At 62.5% G+C, this 15,481-nt stretch carries 27 protein-coding genes and 1 pseudogene; 13 read left to right on the forward strand and 15 right to left on the reverse strand.

Annotated features, from left to right (window positions below; translation table 11 throughout):
• Positions 1-188 precede the first annotated feature (188 nt).
• Genes HLH48_RS15320 through HLH48_RS23280 form a run of 3 tightly spaced genes read left to right on the forward strand, consistent with a single transcriptional unit; the run spans position 189 to position 1,172 of the window.
• Positions 189-368, forward strand: a complete 180-nt coding sequence (locus HLH48_RS15320) for a hypothetical protein (protein ID WP_182998364.1) — start codon at positions 189-191, stop codon at positions 366-368.
• The gene (locus HLH48_RS15325; protein WP_182998365.1) at positions 365-586 is read left to right on the forward strand and encodes a hypothetical protein; all 222 of its coding nucleotides are present in this window, start codon (positions 365-367) and stop codon (positions 584-586) included. The genes HLH48_RS15320 and HLH48_RS15325 overlap by 4 nt, the downstream gene beginning before the upstream one ends.
• Before the next feature lie 4 nt (positions 587-590).
• Positions 591-1,172: a hypothetical protein gene (locus tag HLH48_RS23280; protein WP_246387384.1), complete on the forward strand. Its 582-nt coding sequence runs from the start codon at positions 591-593 to the stop codon at positions 1,170-1,172.
• Positions 1,173-1,195: 23 nt separating this feature from the next.
• Here the strand turns inward: HLH48_RS23280 and HLH48_RS23285 are convergent.
• The 12 genes and pseudogenes from HLH48_RS23285 to HLH48_RS15380 all read right to left on the reverse strand — a co-directional run.
• Positions 1,196-1,393 (reverse strand): annotated as a pseudogene (locus HLH48_RS23285) (BrnA antitoxin family protein); the annotation flags it as partial.
• Positions 1,362-1,658 (reverse strand): BrnT family toxin, encoded by a 297-nt coding sequence (locus HLH48_RS15335; RefSeq protein WP_182998367.1) that lies wholly within the window; start codon positions 1,656-1,658, stop codon positions 1,362-1,364. The gene HLH48_RS15335 and the pseudogene HLH48_RS23285, both read right to left, overlap by 32 nt.
• A gap of 133 nt (positions 1,659-1,791) precedes the next feature.
• On the reverse strand, positions 1,792-2,106 hold the full coding sequence (locus tag HLH48_RS15340) for a helix-turn-helix domain-containing protein (protein WP_182998368.1): 315 nt from the start codon (positions 2,104-2,106) through the stop codon (positions 1,792-1,794).
• Positions 2,103-2,429, reverse strand: coding sequence for a type II toxin-antitoxin system RelE/ParE family toxin (locus HLH48_RS15345; protein ID WP_182998369.1), 327 nt, complete (start codon positions 2,427-2,429; stop codon positions 2,103-2,105). Before HLH48_RS15345 ends, HLH48_RS15340 begins: the two co-directional genes overlap by 4 nt.
• 210 nt (positions 2,430-2,639) lie before the next feature.
• The gene (locus HLH48_RS15350) at positions 2,640-3,575 is read right to left on the reverse strand and encodes a DNA-binding protein (protein ID WP_246387385.1); all 936 of its coding nucleotides are present in this window, start codon (positions 3,573-3,575) and stop codon (positions 2,640-2,642) included.
• A gap of 114 nt (positions 3,576-3,689) precedes the next feature.
• Positions 3,690-3,944: a hypothetical protein gene (locus tag HLH48_RS15355; RefSeq protein ID WP_182998370.1), complete on the reverse strand. Its 255-nt coding sequence runs from the start codon at positions 3,942-3,944 to the stop codon at positions 3,690-3,692.
• Positions 3,945-4,251: 307 nt separating this feature from the next.
• Entirely contained in the window at positions 4,252-4,692 is a 441-nt protein-coding gene (locus HLH48_RS15360; protein ID WP_456305413.1) for a putative toxin-antitoxin system toxin component, PIN family, read from the reverse strand.
• On the reverse strand, positions 4,674-4,913 hold the full coding sequence (locus HLH48_RS15365) for a ribbon-helix-helix domain-containing protein (RefSeq protein WP_182998371.1): 240 nt from the start codon (positions 4,911-4,913) through the stop codon (positions 4,674-4,676). Before HLH48_RS15365 ends, HLH48_RS15360 begins: the two co-directional genes overlap by 19 nt.
• Before the next feature lie 298 nt (positions 4,914-5,211).
• The gene (locus tag HLH48_RS15370) at positions 5,212-5,463 is read right to left on the reverse strand and encodes a PIN domain-containing protein (RefSeq protein WP_246387386.1); all 252 of its coding nucleotides are present in this window, start codon (positions 5,461-5,463) and stop codon (positions 5,212-5,214) included.
• 1 nt (position 5,464) lies between these two features.
• Entirely contained in the window at positions 5,465-5,629 is a 165-nt protein-coding gene (locus tag HLH48_RS23290) for a PIN domain-containing protein (protein WP_264812342.1), read from the reverse strand.
• A complete protein-coding gene (locus HLH48_RS15375; protein ID WP_220795153.1) occupies positions 5,626-5,862 on the reverse strand; it encodes a FitA-like ribbon-helix-helix domain-containing protein in 237 nt (78 codons plus the stop codon). Before HLH48_RS15375 ends, HLH48_RS23290 begins: the two co-directional genes overlap by 4 nt.
• Positions 5,863-6,323: 461 nt before the next feature.
• Positions 6,324-6,512, reverse strand: coding sequence for a CopG family antitoxin (locus tag HLH48_RS15380; RefSeq protein ID WP_343065429.1), 189 nt, complete (start codon positions 6,510-6,512; stop codon positions 6,324-6,326).
• Between HLH48_RS15380 and HLH48_RS15385 the strand changes: the two genes are divergently transcribed.
• From HLH48_RS15385 to HLH48_RS15395, 3 genes are all read left to right on the forward strand, one after another.
• Positions 6,469-6,627 carry a hypothetical protein gene (locus tag HLH48_RS15385; protein WP_220795150.1) on the forward strand — a complete coding sequence of 53 codons (159 nt, stop codon included), beginning with the start codon at positions 6,469-6,471 and terminating at the stop codon, positions 6,625-6,627. The two genes, HLH48_RS15380 and HLH48_RS15385, sit on opposite strands and share 44 nt — an antisense overlap.
• Before the next feature lie 159 nt (positions 6,628-6,786).
• Positions 6,787-7,185 carry a hypothetical protein gene (locus HLH48_RS15390; RefSeq protein WP_182973656.1) on the forward strand — a complete coding sequence of 133 codons (399 nt, stop codon included), beginning with the start codon at positions 6,787-6,789 and terminating at the stop codon, positions 7,183-7,185.
• On the forward strand, positions 7,182-7,700 hold the full coding sequence (locus HLH48_RS15395) for a hypothetical protein (RefSeq protein ID WP_182998374.1): 519 nt from the start codon (positions 7,182-7,184) through the stop codon (positions 7,698-7,700). Before HLH48_RS15390 ends, HLH48_RS15395 begins: the two co-directional genes overlap by 4 nt.
• 43 nt (positions 7,701-7,743) lie before the next feature.
• Here the strand turns inward: HLH48_RS15395 and HLH48_RS15400 are convergent, their stop codons facing one another.
• Positions 7,744-8,544, reverse strand: coding sequence for a hypothetical protein (locus HLH48_RS15400; RefSeq protein ID WP_182998375.1), 801 nt, complete (start codon positions 8,542-8,544; stop codon positions 7,744-7,746).
• A gap of 91 nt (positions 8,545-8,635) precedes the next feature.
• Between HLH48_RS15400 and ssb the strand changes: the two genes are divergently transcribed.
• The gene (gene ssb / locus HLH48_RS15405) at positions 8,636-9,127 is read left to right on the forward strand and encodes a single-stranded DNA-binding protein (RefSeq protein ID WP_182998376.1); all 492 of its coding nucleotides are present in this window, start codon (positions 8,636-8,638) and stop codon (positions 9,125-9,127) included.
• A gap of 75 nt (positions 9,128-9,202) precedes the next feature.
• On the forward strand, positions 9,203-9,436 hold the full coding sequence (locus HLH48_RS15410; RefSeq protein WP_182998377.1) for a hypothetical protein: 234 nt from the start codon (positions 9,203-9,205) through the stop codon (positions 9,434-9,436).
• On the opposite strand, the gene HLH48_RS15415 is transcribed toward HLH48_RS15410, so the two are convergent.
• A complete protein-coding gene (locus tag HLH48_RS15415; RefSeq protein WP_182998378.1) occupies positions 9,401-9,922 on the reverse strand; it encodes a hypothetical protein in 522 nt (173 codons plus the stop codon). The two genes, HLH48_RS15410 and HLH48_RS15415, sit on opposite strands and share 36 nt — an antisense overlap.
• 38 nt (positions 9,923-9,960) lie before the next feature.
• Here HLH48_RS15415 and HLH48_RS15420 point away from each other — a divergent pair, with 38 nt between their 5' ends.
• Entirely contained in the window at positions 9,961-10,863 is a 903-nt protein-coding gene (locus HLH48_RS15420) for a DNA/RNA non-specific endonuclease (RefSeq protein WP_182998379.1), read from the forward strand.
• Complete coding sequence (locus tag HLH48_RS15425; RefSeq protein WP_182998380.1) at positions 10,860-11,111, forward strand: hypothetical protein; 252 nt, start codon at positions 10,860-10,862, stop codon at positions 11,109-11,111. Before HLH48_RS15420 ends, HLH48_RS15425 begins: the two co-directional genes overlap by 4 nt.
• Here the strand turns inward: HLH48_RS15425 and HLH48_RS15430 are convergent, their stop codons facing one another.
• Positions 11,112-11,387 carry a WGR domain-containing protein gene (locus tag HLH48_RS15430; RefSeq protein ID WP_182998381.1) on the reverse strand — a complete coding sequence of 92 codons (276 nt, stop codon included), beginning with the start codon at positions 11,385-11,387 and terminating at the stop codon, positions 11,112-11,114. It lies immediately after the preceding gene.
• 413 nt (positions 11,388-11,800) lie between these two features.
• Between HLH48_RS15430 and HLH48_RS15435 the strand changes: the two genes are divergently transcribed.
• Genes HLH48_RS15435 through HLH48_RS15445 form a run of 3 tightly spaced genes read left to right on the forward strand, consistent with a single transcriptional unit; the run spans position 11,801 to position 15,447 of the window.
• The gene (locus tag HLH48_RS15435) at positions 11,801-12,793 is read left to right on the forward strand and encodes a DUF3991 and TOPRIM domain-containing protein (RefSeq protein ID WP_182998382.1); all 993 of its coding nucleotides are present in this window, start codon (positions 11,801-11,803) and stop codon (positions 12,791-12,793) included.
• A gap of 40 nt (positions 12,794-12,833) precedes the next feature.
• Positions 12,834-13,520 carry a hypothetical protein gene (locus HLH48_RS15440; protein ID WP_182998383.1) on the forward strand — a complete coding sequence of 229 codons (687 nt, stop codon included), beginning with the start codon at positions 12,834-12,836 and terminating at the stop codon, positions 13,518-13,520.
• A complete protein-coding gene (locus HLH48_RS15445) occupies positions 13,513-15,447 on the forward strand; it encodes an ATP-dependent helicase (RefSeq protein ID WP_182998384.1) in 1,935 nt (644 codons plus the stop codon). Before HLH48_RS15440 ends, HLH48_RS15445 begins: the two co-directional genes overlap by 8 nt.
• Positions 15,448-15,481 lie beyond the last annotated feature (34 nt).

Consider the following 15,481-nt stretch of genomic DNA (forward strand, 5'->3'; position numbering starts at 1 on the left):
ATCCCCAATCCACGCCTCCATGAACTCCTGCCCTGGCACTGGAAAGCCCACCAGCAGGTCCACAATACCATCGCCGCCTGAATACGCCCGCGTCTCTCGCCGGATGATTACGAAGAAAGAGGGGTCAGCGCTGTCTGCCCTGTCTTCGGCTCCCGATGCCTTTCCATCCGAGCCGCAGGAGCGCCCTCATGGCAGACCATCGCAAAACCCCGACACGTCTGACCGATACGTTCGAAGCCATTGCGCTGATCGGTGGCGGCATTGCGATCGCATTGACCGCATGGCTGATCGTCGCCGCGCCGGCCTTTCTCGCCGGGATTCCGTCAGATCTCGATCACCGGCACCCGGTTCAGGTCGCGGCCCGATGAGCGGACACGCCGAAGCCCACGACGGATCGGGGGGCGCCATCACGGCGTCTCCCAATTCCTGCACCGGGACAGTGGATGCGCTGGTCGACGAGGCGCTTGCCTACCAGGCCGAGGCCTTCGACGCCGATGAGCCGATCGACGGCGGCGACCTCGTGCAATGGTTTGCGGCCTGGCGGATCGCGCTGCGCGACGCGCGGCGGCACAAGCGGCAGGTTTGAGCCGATGTCCGCACGGATCAGGAGGATCGCGAAGCTGCTGGAGGCAGCCCGGTATTGGCACGACCTCTACACGACGTTCTCCGACTGTATGGAGGCAATGGCGATTTCCATGGCGAACGCCGTCGACCTGAAGCAGCGCGACGAGCGGGAAGCCCGGTATCTGAAGATCGTCGGCCGCTATGACCGGCAGACGATCGAGACCTGGCCCAACGTCCTCGCGGAGGTTGCCCTCTCGATGGAGGAAAGCCCGACCGACATTCTCGGCGCCGTCTTCGGGATGCTGGAACTGCACAATGCGCATCGGGGCCAGTTCTTCACGCCATTCGAGGTGTGCCGCCTCATGGCGGGAGTTCTTATCGGCGATGGCGAGGAGGCCCGGGGAATCATCGAGCAATTTTTGCTGCTCATGATGCGCCAAACTCCTTCTCGTGCAGGAAAGTGGGCAAAGAAAGGCCAGAGCCACTCTTATGCGTGTACCGTCTTCCCGCGCCGTGAAGGCCGTGCAGATCCCGCGTCTGTTTTCGTGGGCGCCTTACGTAAGGCGCGATTCATAATTTCACGCAGTGCATCATTCATACGAGTCTGATAGCCAGGCCCGTCCTTCTCGAAGAAAGCCACGACATCAGCGTCAAACCGCACTGTTTTCTGCACTTTACGGGGTCGATAGAAGCGCGCCCGTTCCGCCTGTGACCAGTCACGAATTTCTGGGGCTTCATCATCCGTCACAATCTGATCGTCAGGCATGGCCTCCACAGCCCGTAACGCCTGAAGCAGTTCAGGGTCCGTTTTCATATGCTTCGCGCTCATGGGCAGTTGCCTTTCTTACGCTGATAATACGACCGTATTCTTCGCCATCCTCCTCATCTTCCACGGGTTCTGTATGAACGACGAAGAGAATTGTGATGCCCTGCACTTTTCCTATGGTTCGCCACCTGTTCCCATCTGGATGGGGATCAGGCACAGACAATGCGAGCGGATCGTCGTCGAGAACAAACCTGCCGGCTTCCAGAGGCAGTTTATGCTTCTCCCTGTTTTTCTCATCCTTTTCAGGATCCCATATCCATATGGTCACAATCCGCCCCCGTAGTTACAGAATTGTAGTTACACGGGTATGGTTTTGCAACACCGTAGAATGCAATGGTTTCCAACCGGACTTGGCTTTCCCTTCTGTCTCAGACGGCCACGACACAATCAGGCATCAATGATCAGATAGGACTGCCTGCAAGAGCAACGTCCGCGCTATGACGAGGTACCAGATGGATATCGATCCGCCGGTCCAGGGCTGCGGCATAGCGTGAAACCATGTCGAAGCTCGGCATGTGCCGACCGCTTTCGAGCCGGCCCACAACCGATTGAGTGGTTCCCATGCGCCGGGCGATTTCGGCCTGGGTCAGCCCTGCCGTCTGACGCGCCTCGACCATCTCGCTTACCACCGAAAAGATGGGACCAAGGCGATCATACTCGGCTTTGACCGCTGGATCGGTCAGAAGCTTGCTCTTAAGGGCGGCGAGACTGGTCATGATGAAATCTCCTTGGCACGCTGCTCCGCCAGTTTCAGAGCAGCCCTGGGGGTTTTCTGAGTCTTTTCCACGAAGGTATGGACCACGATGACCCGTCGTCCGATCGCGGTCACATAAAGGGCACGAGCGATGCCATCACGACCGTTGAATCGCATCTCCCAGAGTTTGTCCTGGAGGTGCTTGATATGAGGCGCACCCACCCGCTCCAGACCAACGGCTTCAATCCGCTCTGCGACACGCAGGAACGCGGCCTGCATATCCGCAGGAAGAGCCGCGATCTCGGCATCGACGATTGGCCCAAGCGTCTCGACGGTCCAGTTCATAGACATGAAACATGATGATCACTCTGCATAAGCAGTTTATAGCAATAATGCTATATTGATCGCTATCTCTTTCTGACGCGCGAGACACTCCGGTTCCCCCCGGCCGGGGCGGGTCATAGGCATCCGGAAAGAGCGCCGTTTCCAGATGCAGATCCGACCGCACCCACAAACGCGCCATGGACGTTAATCTCCCTTACAGGCGGCCGGCTGTCAGGATTTTTTACCTTCCCGCTCGGTTGTCACGGTAGCGGCAAGTTCCTTGAGCGCGGCGGCGAAGCCGGCGTCAGCCCGCTCCTCCGCGCGGATGGCACGGGCCTCCGCCGCCTGCGCGCGGGATTCCGCACGCGCTTCCGCCGCCTCACGGGACTTTTCCGCCTTCTCCAGCGCCGTGGCAGCCGTGCTGGCCCGACGTTCTGCGATATCCTGGGCTTTCTCCGCCGCCTGCGCGCGGGCCTGGGCCTCTGCCACCGCCTGCCGCAGGGCATCGATCTCCCCGGTCTGCCGCTCGGCCGTGGCCCGCGCCGCCTGATGCGCATGGCGTTCAGCGGTCAATTCAGCCGTCAGCCGGTCCACCTCCCGCTGCAAGGCGTCCAGCCGGTGCGTCAGCCCCTCAGCCTCGGCCGTGGCGGCAGCCAGAGCTTCAGCCAGTTCCATGGCCTCCCCCCTGGCGTCGGCCAGCTCCGCAACCGCCTGCGTCTGGATATCGGCGATTTGCTGATCCGCCGCCTCACGGGCCAGCGCCACTTTCTGGTCGGCCGCCGCCTGGATCGCCTGCTGGGCGGATTGCGCCTTCTGGCGCTCCGCATCGACAAAGCCGGCCAGCATCGCCAGAAAGCCCTGCTTCATCCGCTCGGCCGCACTGTCCATCTCGGCAGAAACGAGATCGCTGGCTTCGCTCCGGGGTTCTTCCTTCGGGGGATCAACCGGCCGCCCGCGCAGGCTGTCTTTCCATGAATTGAGCAGGGGCAGGATCGTGTTCGGACTGCCGCCCCCCAGCTCGTCACGCACCTTGCGCACACTGGGCTTTTCGCCCCGCCCGACAAGGGATTCGGCCGCCTGGGCCACAGTTTCAGCAGAGATTAGGGTTTCGCTCATAACGCTTCCCTCCCGGATAACGAGCACATCATAACAGATATCAGATAACATACAAGTAATTTGTTATTCAGTTCGTTATTTTTGTTATCTGTTATCGTCTGAAATGCGCGTCACTAGGGCGCAGAATAGAGAAGGCGGGAATGAGCGATCATTCCCGCCTGGTTGTTACCAGTAATATTCATGGGGTCGCCGGGTGCCGGTATAAGGAAACACGGCCTCGACAGGATCGAGCTGACCTTTGACGATCAGGCGCGCGATACGCCGGTCCTGATGCCGGCCAGGGCGAATGTCATGCAGATGGCTGTACCAGTTGGGGGATTCCGAGGCATCCCGTGATCCTCCATACCCACAGCGATCCGCGCGATTGGCCAAGCGATGATTACGGCCGTATTTGCGGCTGCGATGATAGGTGCGAGACATGGGAGCTTTCCTCTCCATGACGCACGGACTGATTTCCGAGCGTACCTACATCGCTCGTTCTCCTTCACTTAAAATCGGCTGCCCCCTTATCCGGGATGGGCATACTCTGCTCCCGCATCGCTCTCGGCTAGGGGGGGGGCAGCATATCAACCTGACCGGGGATTACCTCTGGACCGACGCCGGCATCCCAGAAGGGAAGCTCCGCCCTCTCCGGTAAGCCATCACAGCCACCGATAATCCTTAGCGTATATCTGTGCCCGTTTTATGTACGCCCCCCGGAAGGCGGCCGAAATCGGCCTGAAAACACTCAACCAAGGGCGATGGAACAAAAATCTGCGGGTGTAACGATGCGCGCTCTCTGGAAACGGCCCTTCTCCAGCAGACCGGCACGATGATCGCCCGTCACGAGGTAGTCGGCATCGAACGCCAGCACCATTGTCAGGAGAAAGGCATCATCGGGATCGTTGATGGTCACGTCAGCCGGCAAGGCAGGGAGTTGCTCGGCCACGGATACTTTGCGCATGTTGTTGATCATCGCCCCGACCCGGTGAGGCGGCAGAATCGGTCGGAGTTTGGGATAGCGACTGACGCGCCTGAGTTCTTCAAGCTGGGCCATGGACGTGACCAGATCGAACCGGTGCGCCCGCCAGGCACGATAGATCGCATCAGGAGCGCCACGAGGGTATATCAGAGCGGAAATAAGGATATTGGTATCCAGAACAACCCGCATCAGTGCCCGCGTGCCCACTGCACGGCTTCATTCACCAGGTCGGCCAGTTCAGCCTCGCTCATATCCTGGGTCGCCGCTTTAGCCTGGTCTACAGCCTGTTCCAGCAGGTAGGACCGCACGGCATCCTCGATGAAACGGGACAGATCGCCTTTGCGCCCTCCCCCATTGGCGGCGAGAAACATGCGAACGGACTGATCCACTTCAGATGAAACCGCGATATTCCAGCGGGTGGTGGACATGGCTTACCTCCATATCGGTAGATAAACACCTATACACCGATATTGCCGGTTTGTGAAATTTTCCATGTCGCTTTCTCGGTGACGTGCGATCGGCCAGTTTTATGTAACGCCCCCAACTATGCCGCCCATCGCGCCGAACTCGCCCGCTCCATCGGCCTGGGGTGCAGGATCTCGGCCACCACAGACCAGGCCGAGGTTGACCCTCCGGTGTCGGCCGAAAGCGCCCCAGGTGGACCGACCATCACCCACCTGCCGGAACGCCGGCGCGGCCGGCGGCCGAAATCGGCCTGAAGGCGTTCTATGCGTCGCCCCAAGGGTTCACGAGAGCAATTCCGCACCGGACGAAATCGCGTGTGTTTCGTGTCGCCAATGCAGCCCCTCGCGAGCGGGTCGCGGCGGCGATCTGGGCATCGAACTGACTGATGGGCTCCCCGTCCTGCCGGCGTCGGGACGCGATATCAGCATAAGCCTGGGCCGCCTCGCCGTCGAACGAGAGGATGCGGCCGGAAAAATCCTCTTCGAACATGGCGCGCGCGGCCGCAACCAGCATGTTACGCCGCCGCCCTTCCGGCAGCAGCGCCAGTCCATACCTCCGCCTGGGTAATGGTGGTAGTGAACAGGGCCGTCAGGGGCTGGCTGGACATCCAGGCCAGCACGCCCTGGTCGGGCTCGGACCTCATCAACTCGGAGAGGACGTTGGTATCGAGAACGATCACCCCCCGAAATCCACGTCCCGGATCGCCTCACGAGCCACAACAGGCAGATCCACGCCGCCCAGCCTGGCGAAGCGCTGATGAATCGTTTGTCCTGCATCCACGGACAAGGAAGCCTCGGTGGAAAGAGCCGCGCGCAGGATGTCGCGTGCTTCCTCTTCCATGGAACGGCCATGCTGGGCTGCCCGCAGGCGAAGCCGCTTCCTGAGACTGTCGTCGATGTTGCGGATGGTCATGACGGCCACGGAAACCTCCAGCAGTCAATGACTGCATTGTAGTCATTGACTGCTCATCCTTCAACATCACAGCGCCTGTGGCACCCTTTACGGCAAGGACGCCAACGGAGAGAAGGTTGAAGCAGGTTGGACGGTATGGGCCGCCCATTCAGCCGCCTTTCAGAAAATCCCCAAGGCCCTGTTCGAGCAAGGCCGCGATCTCGACGGGCATCTCGCCGATTGCGAACGCCCGTTGACAACCCGTACCTTCGAACGCGGACGTATCAGGCGGTCCCCCAGGCTTTTTTCCCGGAGCCTCTTCGTCATGGAAAGGATCGTGCATACCGTCTGACCTGCTAAGGGACTGCCGCCTGGGGTGATGCGTCACCGTACCAACCGCATGTGCCACGAACAGACAAAACAAGCAGTACGGTTGCCAGAAAATCGCGGTTTGCCCACTGCCCTCCAGTCGGAAACACGCTCTACCAAGGCTGTGCAACGTCAGGTTTGGGTTCGATCTCAAAGCGCATGGGCTTGAATCCAGACAGGTCATACTGGGTCAGATCGGCTGTCGCAACGAAATCCTCCGCCTCCCTGTCACTGCGCAGCGAGGGCATGGAACTATACATGCACGTCACCGCGATCGACGTGGATCCCCGCGCAGCGCACATGGCGTTCGTCCAGTTCTCGCTGCTGCATATCCCGGCGACCGTGATCGTTGGCAATTCGCTGACGCTGGAGACCCGCGAATACTGGTTCACGCCGGCCCATATTCTCGGCGGGTAGTCGCGCAAGCTGGCCGCAAGTGCTGCTGCTGCGCCTGAGGCTTCAGCCCCGGTCGCCCCCGTGGCGACGCCAGGTGTGCCCACCCAGCCAGTGCCCGCCGAGCGCCCGCTGCTGCAACTTTCCCTGTTCTGAACCGCGCCGAAGCGCTGGAGAAACGCCATGATCCGCCAATATTACGCCTCCCCCTTCCAGGGGGGCGATAACCCGCTGCGCGTCGGTTGCGTTGCGGTCGGCACAATCTTCCGCCTGCCGGCGCCCAGGGAGCGTTACGCATCCTGGATCGTGGAGGCGTTTCTGAATGGCCAGTGCATGGCCTGTGCCTACAACCGGCGCACCGGGCGCTGGGAGGACCGCTACCTCTCCCGCCGCTCCGACACCGTGGTTATCCGCTCTCTGGCGCATGGCAAGCGTGTGACCGTCGCCTTGCGTTGGCTTCTGCACGAGGGAGGGGACGACGCGATCGCCGCGCCCTATCCCGACCTGCCCGACGTGTACCGCTTCCATGGCGCCTATCGCCGTGCGGCCGGGGCCCGGTGCGCGGGGAGGATCGCGGCATGACGGTCGGCGTTCAGTTTCCGGCCCTTCGGCGTCCGGCGCTGGCCGCCGGGGGCTTTACCGCGACGCGCAGGCACAGTGCCGACGAGAAGGCGCGGATGGGCGATGCGATCCTGGCCTTCATCGCGAGGGGCATGCCGAGGTCGGGTTGGACGAAGCCGCTCTATGAGCGCCTGTCGAACATGTTCGGCTTCATCGCGCATCACGACATTCATGGATTCTGGCATGTTCATTTCGCCAGCACCGTAGGCCGGGTCGCGTTCCTCGATCAGATCGCGGGTTATCCGTGCTGGGGGCAGCCGACGGCAGTCTGGTCGGATGTTGAGCGGGAGATCCGGGCTCGCATCGTCGAATCCGGGCTGATTGCGGCGTACCGCGCCCAAGAGAGGCAGGAGACGGCACGCGCCGAGCGGGAGCAACTGGCCCGTCTGCTGGTGAAATATGACCAACCGCAGCACGGAAACCTGCATGCTGCCGCAGCGAGGCCTGGACCGGCTTCGCAATTGTCGCTCATCTAGGCGCAATGCACCCGGCCCGAGAACAGATAGGCGGGGTGTCGGATTATGCCGCTTGTGCGGTCAGCAGGCGGCCGTGCCCGTCCAGCTTGGACTCCATGAAGGGTACCGCCATTCGCGGTACGCCGCGGATGATGAACTCGGAGCCGGTCGGAATCCACAGCCACCACTGGAGACCCTTGTGCTCGAGGAGAGGCTCACCCCGTACGAACCGAATGCCCTTCCCTGGTCGGGGGATCAAGCGGCCCTTCAATACGCCCGCGACCTGGCGCCCGCCGAGATAGATATCGTCGTGGAAGCGTCGAAACAGCGGAGAGCGGCCGTTTTCTTCGACCGCGACTGTGAGGTCGACCTGATCTGCTACCGTCTCCGGCCGGCCGTCCACGCCGAAGAGCATATGGCACATGGCGCGCAAGTCGGATTCCCATTTAGCTTCGAACCGCCATTTGCCCTTGCCGACGAATCGTCCGCGATATCGGCGAGCCTGGGGGGAGAGTTCGGGGTGGAACGGCGCTTCGAGCGTAATGTAGGCCCCGTCGACCGAAAGTATCGCCATGATGATGACCTCAGCGTGAGTCGAAACTGTCGTGATTCTATTGGCGCCGATTCGCAATGTACAGACAAAAATGTACTGGGGCAGAAGAAAAGATCGCGATTGAGAAGAGAGAGTCACGAAAGAGAAGGGAGGGGTGGGGAAGGCAGTAGCGGTAGCCGCGTCGCCCTCGGGTTGCTGCGGTCTGGACCGGGCGGCACTCCCGTTAATCCCCGGGCCTGCGGCCGCCTGCGGTTCCGGCGTCACCGTGAAGCGGCACGCCGCTTCCGCACCACTGACGCCTTCAGGGATCAACACTCGCTTTCCGCCCGGTCCCTGTCGACCGCACCCGAGGGAGACGCGGCTACCGCCCCGTCCGGGAAGAGAAACGAGAAGGAAATCAGAGATGGCCGGAAGCGTGAACAAGGTGGTCCTGGTCGGCAACCTGGGCAAGGATCCCGAGGTCCGGAACGCGCAGAATGGCGCGAAGATCGTCAGCCTGACTCTGGCGACCAGCGAAAGCTGGACCGACAAGGCATCCGGCGAGCGCCGCGAGAAGACCGAGTGGCATCGTGTCGTGATCTTCAGCGAGCGGATTGCCGACGTTGCGGAGCGTTTCCTGCGCAAGGGACGCAAGATCTATCTGGAAGGATCTCTTCAGACCCGGAAATGGACGGATCAGTCCGGCCAGGAGCGCTACACGACCGAAATCGTGGTCGATCGCTTTCGGGGCGACCTTGTGCTGCTGGACAGTGCCGGGAGCCACAGTGACGAAAGCCGCTACGGGCTCGACGACCGGCCCTCGCGTAGCGCACCGGCCCGCGATAGCGCGTTCGGTGGCGCCAGCGCCGGTGCCGGGCTCGATGACGAAATTCCCTTCGCGCCGTGCGTCGACTGAAGCCCGTGCCGCCGTGTCGCCGGACACGGTGGCAGGACCGCTGACGTGGTCGCATCCGGAAAAGGAAGAATTGCCATGTGCCAGTTTTCTACGGGGCTCGATCCCGTGCTCACAGCGCCCGTTCTCCATCGTGCGACGACTGCCGGCATTCGAATCGGCGCCGCACGCCGTTCATTCGCTGAAGCGGCGTTGCTGGTGGACGAGGCGGCCGAAGCCGCCATCAGCGCCGCGGCCCGCGCCGCGTGGCGGCGCGAGGCCCATGCGTTCCATCGCTCAGCCCGTCGCCTGCTGCTCGATGCGGCCCATTGATGGGTCGGCATGCGCGATCAGGGCCTCGTCCAGCACCGACCAGGCGGCAAGCAACCGGGTCCCCGTGCGCCAGGCGATCATGGTGGTGCTTGCCACCCGGGCCTGATACGCCTCATTCCAGATCTCGTCTCTTGTCTGGCGTTCGGCTTCCCATGTCAGGTCGCGCAGCTCGCTGAAGCGGCGGACCATGCGTTCGACGAGCGGTTGAAACCAGCGGGTGACGTCCTCACGCGCGGCTTGCGGATCCGCAGGGAGCGTGATGTCGCCCAGCATTTTCATGCCGGTGCGACGGCCTTGCGCCTCCACGAGCGCAGGCTCGGGCGGATCGCCCAGGTGATGGCGGGCGAGCAGGTTGTACACCGTGCCGTATTCGGGCAAGAGGTTACGAATCAGCTCTGGAGTGGGCGTCGTCCGACGCTCAACCGGAAAGCGGAGCAGGGCGCTGTTGGAGGGGCCGGCTTCGGTCGGATCGTGCATGAAGGACATACAACACCACCACGCGCGACAAAGTAAAGGATAACAATATGTTGCAAGCAACGCTGTTCGCCGGTGCCGGCGTGGCGCTCATGTGCGCGGTGACATGTGCCCGCGCTGCTCCCTGCGACGGCTTCGGCTTCGACAACCAGCTTCCCCGGCTCGTCAATTCCAGGCTCGCCGCACGGACCACCCTGCTCTGCAACCGGAATTACGCATCGCTTGTCTCGGGGCTCGCTCATGAGCCGCTTTGGTCTGCAGAGCGGTTGGCCGAGGAGGACATTGAGGGGGCCGAGCGGACCGGCCGGGTAACACGATATTTCCACGTCGACGCTCGTGTTCCCGCAGGCGATCAGGCGACGTTGGCGGATTACCGCGGCTCTGGTTACGACAAGGGCCACCTCTCCCCCTCGGGGGATGCGCCTGACGCGCGGGCGCAGGAGCAGACGTTCTCCCTCGCGAACGTCGTCCCCCAGGCTCCCGCACTGAATGAAGGGATCTGGACCGGCGTCGAGATGGCGGTGCGTGAAATGGCGGAGCGGGACGGCGTTGTCTACGTCGTGACCGGACCGGCATTCCGTGGCCAGAAGCAGGCGATCGGCAGCGACGATGTGCTGGTGCCGAGTTCGACCTGGAAGGCCGTCTATGATCCCGTGGCCGAGAAAGCCGGGGTTTATGTGTGCAAGAACAACAATGCTCCGACCTGCACGACCGTCAGCGTAGCAACGTTGATACAGGAGGTCGGGATCGATCCCTTCCCGGGTCTTTCGGACACCTTGAAGGCGCAGGCTCCGGATCTTCCACAGCCCGAGGCCAGCCCCTATGCTCCGCGCTCGCGAGCGAGGCGGACGGGCTGGGAGGGTGCGGAGAGATCCGGCATGCTTCGCGACGCGGAGAGGGCGGGAACAACGGCGCTGCACGGATTGGCGCGGACATTGGAGGGCGGCCAGTGAGCTTCACACCTTTTGCCGATCATGGTGAGAGCCTGTCGGTCGACGGCCTGACGATCGAGAATGGAGAAGAGCGCGTTGCGCTCTATGGACGCCTGTCCATCGGCAAGGATCAGGCCGGGCTGAAGGACGCGAAAGCGCTGAAGGCGATCGTCGACGCGCTGGTCGCCCGTCTGGAACAGGAGACATCCCTGCCAGATCGTCTGCCGGCCGGGGAGAAGGCCCATCCGGTGGACGACCCGTTCGCCTGATCAGGCTGCCGTATAGCCGCGGCGCCGACGGATGACGACCTGGTCGGCCAGCGCATTCACCGCCGTGCCTTCATCGGGGTGAAGGTCCAGGCGTTGCGTGCCTCGTGTGCCGATCCGTCCCCATTGGCGGACCAGGACGGCGCCGCCGAACAGATCCGGCTGAATCGACAGGGAATAGAAGCGCCATTCGTTCTTCTCGGGCCGGATCTTGCGGAAATGGGCGCTGACGGGAAACAGATCAATCTGGGAGGCAGCCGGGCGGCGTTTACGGGTCATGCTCCTCTGGTCTCCGGACTGTTTGGCCCAGGACCTATCATGTCGCGATTCCGGGTACCAGAAAATTCGGAGCGATGAACCTCGATGGCCCGTGCGCGAACGGGGCGGCCTGGCGGCTCACAGAGACGCCTTCGGCGGCCTACGGCGCTCCCGCGCTGCGCTCGCTCTCTGTCTGGAAGCGTATTGTGCCGTGAGAGACTGCCTGCTCAGGAAGCGGAGAGAATCTGGAGTTCCGTTTACATATACGTTGAGACTTTGTTGTTTGTCCGGGGTGGAAAATATTCAGGTTCCGGGTTAAATATCTCATAAATCACAGATTTTATCTTGATATTGTTCTAATATTCGTTTATGTTTTCTATGGAATTCAGGGGCGGACGTATTCGTCTGCCGTCATCGGATCGAGAGGAATGGCAATGGCCCGTTTCGAACTCTCCCAGCAGGACCGCGAACAGATCATGAGCGGTGTGTCGTGCGCAACCGTCCTGGAGCGCAACGGATACATGCTGGACAAGGCGGAGAGCTCCGCGAACTGTCTGAAGTATCGCCCCGGCAAAGGCTATCCCATTATCGTGACCCACCAGGGAAAGGGATGGTGGGACACGGGATGTTCCGGATCCGATCCAGACGGAAAGGGAACGGTCTTCGACCTGCTCCGCCATCTGCGCCCAGAACTGAGGTGGCGGGAATGCTGCCTCGAACTGGGTGCGTTGATCGGCATCGAGCCTGAGGGTGCGGTCTTCGTGCGCGAGCAAAAGCGCGTCACGCCCGCGGAGTCACCGGCTCAGCGCTGGGTAGGACGTCGGCCGCTACGCCGCGGCAGCAAGGTCTGGAACTACCTCGCGCTGGAGCGCTGCCTGCCCGATTGGCTCCTCGACCAGGCGATCAGGACGGACTGCATCCGGGACGGCTTCCATGCCGCCTGGTTCTGCCATCGAGAGAAAGATGGCACCATTTGTGGCGTGGAGCTGCGGGGACCCGATACGCGTTGCTCATTGACCGGGACGGTCAAGACACTCTTCCGCTTCCGGCTTCGCGGCACCAGGCCGGTGACCCGCCTCGTTGTCTGTGAGTCGGCGATCGATGCCCTATCCTGCTCGGCGCTGGACGAGCATGACGGAGAGCGGACCGCTTACGCATCCACCTCGGGCGGCTTTGGCCCTGAAACAGAGACTGCGCTGCGCTCCTGGCTGGAGGAGATGCGCGGTATCCCCCACGCCATGCTGGTCGCCGGCACGGATAACGATCGGGCGGGTGAGAATTACGCCGCGATGCTGGAGGCGCTCGCTGCCGAATATGGCGTTGCCTACGAGAGGTTCGCCCCGCCGGGGGGCGAGAAGGACTGGAATGCGGTTCTACAGAGGCTGATGCGCGAATATTGGGCGGAGACCGCCGCCCAGGCGGCCTGAGCTATAGTTGCTCACACAGGATATTTTGCGAGAATAGACAATGAAACGTCCCATCGAAGTGACCGAAGAAGAGCTTGACGCGATGTTTGAGTCCCCGGGGGACCAGCTCGAGCGCCTGAAGGCCGCCTTTCGGCAGCATCCGGAGACACAGCATGTCTTCTGGAAGACGCCCCTGCTGGGCACGAAGCTACCGTGGGCGATCATCGGGCTGCCCGACCGTCCCGGATCCCAGGTTGGCTTGCTCGTGACCGGAGAGCATGCCGACGGGAAGTGGCGGTTTGACCGTCCGTTTCAATTGCTTCTCGACAGCAGGACAGGCGCATCGGATCTGGTTGACGTCGACCCGGCTGTGGAGCGGATCGCTCGCCCCACGATCTTCAGCGGTGATTACGATCCGGCGGAGCGCCCGGAACCTGTCTCTCTGATGGCGGAAGTCTCGCGGAGCAGCGTTTGCTGGGCACAGGATCCTGAACTCGTCGCCCGATGGGCCGTTCTGGCGACGGATTGCGGGTTGATGCCAGTCCCGACGGATTTCGCGGAGTTGCGGTTCCGTCGTGACGTCTACCGGGGACTGATTGTCGACGGACCGTATGACCTCGACAGGGGATGGGATTTCGATGCGGTGCTGAAACTGGTCTGCGGTGACGGTCGGGTGGTCTGGCTCGACGCGGCGCAGGCGGATTCGGTCGAGATATTGTTCGGTACCGAGATCGGTATCGATGGCTGACCCGCTGGCCGGGTTGACGCCTGCTCAGGACGCGGCCGCGCGCGCCATCGGTCCTATCGCCGTTCTCGCAGGCGCCGGCACGGGAAAGACGAAGACGTTGGTAGCCAGTGCCGTGGACCGCATCGTGCGCCGCGGCGTCAATCCGCACCGGCTGCTGGCCGTGACCTTCACCAACAAGGCGGCGCGGGAAATGAGCGAGCGCCTTTCCGCGGCGCTCGGTCCGATGCGGACTCCGAGTTGGGTCGGGACGTTCCATGCCCACGGCTCACGCCAGATCAGGCAAGACCCCGGTATAGCCGACCTGCGTCCCGGTTTCGCGATCATGACCGGTGATGATTGCACGCGCATTGTCCGTCGGCTGGTCAAGCGGGAGATTGCCCAGGGCGGCCTGGCGGAAGAGGCGGATACAGATCCCGACCGCCTGCGCAAACGCATCCGGGGCATCCTGGCGCATATCGGCCGCTTCAAGGAAGACATGGTGCTGCCTGAGGAAGCACGGCGCTATTTCGGAGCCGCGGCGGAACCGCTGATGGCGGACGCCGCTCGAATCTATCCGCTTTACCAGGCTGAGCTTCAGGCTGCGAATGCGGCGGATTTCGGCGATCTGCTGATGTATCCGACCCGCACGATGATGCGCGATGAATCCTACCGCCTGGAATGGGCACGGCGTTTCGACGCGATCCTGGTCGACGAATTCCAGGATGTGAACCTGACCCAGTATCGGTGGATCCATCTTCTGTCCCGCGATCACCGTCAGCTCTTCGCGGTCGGCGACGACGATCAGTCGATCTATTCATGGCGGGGGGCGCAGCTGCAGTATTTCCGCGACTTCCTGAAGGCCTTCCCGGACGGCCAGATGGTGGCGCTGGAGCGCAATTTCCGGTCGACCGGCCACATCCTGGACGGCGCGAACGGCATTATCTCGCTCGATGCCAAGCGCCTGAAGAAGACCCTCTATACCGAGGCGGGGCCTGGCGACCCGATCGAGATCGTTTCGTGCAAACACGGTGCGGACGAATCCCGTACCATCGCCCGCGAGATCGGCCGGTTGGCGGCGGAAGGCGTGAATTACCACGATATTGCCGTGCTTTACCGCTACAATTACCTCAGCCGCGGGATCGAGGATGCGCTGCTGCGGGCGCGGATCCCCTACGTGATCGTCGGTGATACCGGCTTCTGGGAACGGGCGATCGTCAAGGACATGCTCGCCTTTCTCCGTCTTGTCGTGTCCCCGGATGACCGCCAGTCGGACGAGGCGTTCCGTCGGGTGGTCAATGTGCCGGCACGCGGTGTCGGCGAACGGTCTCTCGCACAGGTCGAGACCCTCGCGGATGCCCGCGATCTGTCCCTCTGTGCCGCAGCTGACCAGATGCCAGGGGAGGGAGCGGTGGCGATCACGCTTCGTGCCTTCACCGCCATGATCCGCGACGTCGGCATGCACACGGAAACCGTCGCCGGCAAGATCGCCCGGCTCGCCGACAGCACCGGTTATCGTGCGATGTTGCAGCGCCTGGAGGACGAGGGGCGCGAGCGGCTTGAGAATCTGGCGGAACTGGAGGAAATCGCCGCCGGCTTTGATACGCCCCATGCCCTGTTCGATCACGCCGCGCTCGGCGCGGCCGCCCCGGGAGAGGCGCTGGACGGGCGGGTGCGCCTGATGACGCTGCACGCCTCCAAGGGGCTCGAATTCCCCCGCGTTTTTCTTCCCGGGTGGGACGAGACCCTGTTTCCGTTGCCGGCGGAGCGCACGAACTTCGAGGAGGAACGGCGTCTCGCCTATGTTGCCGTAACGCGTGCGATGCGTCGGGCGACGATCACCTGGTGTGCGGAGCGCGGCAGCAAGCCATCGGGTCCGTCGCCCTTCATCGACGACATTCCGGTTCACGCCCGATCTCAGGGATGGTTGCGCCACGTCGCCCGGCGCTGACACTTTTTTTCGCCACCCGGTTCGGAACTCTCAC

Source organism: Gluconacetobacter sacchari, assembly GCF_014174255.1.
Classification (GTDB): domain Bacteria; phylum Pseudomonadota; class Alphaproteobacteria; order Acetobacterales; family Acetobacteraceae; genus Gluconacetobacter; species Gluconacetobacter sacchari.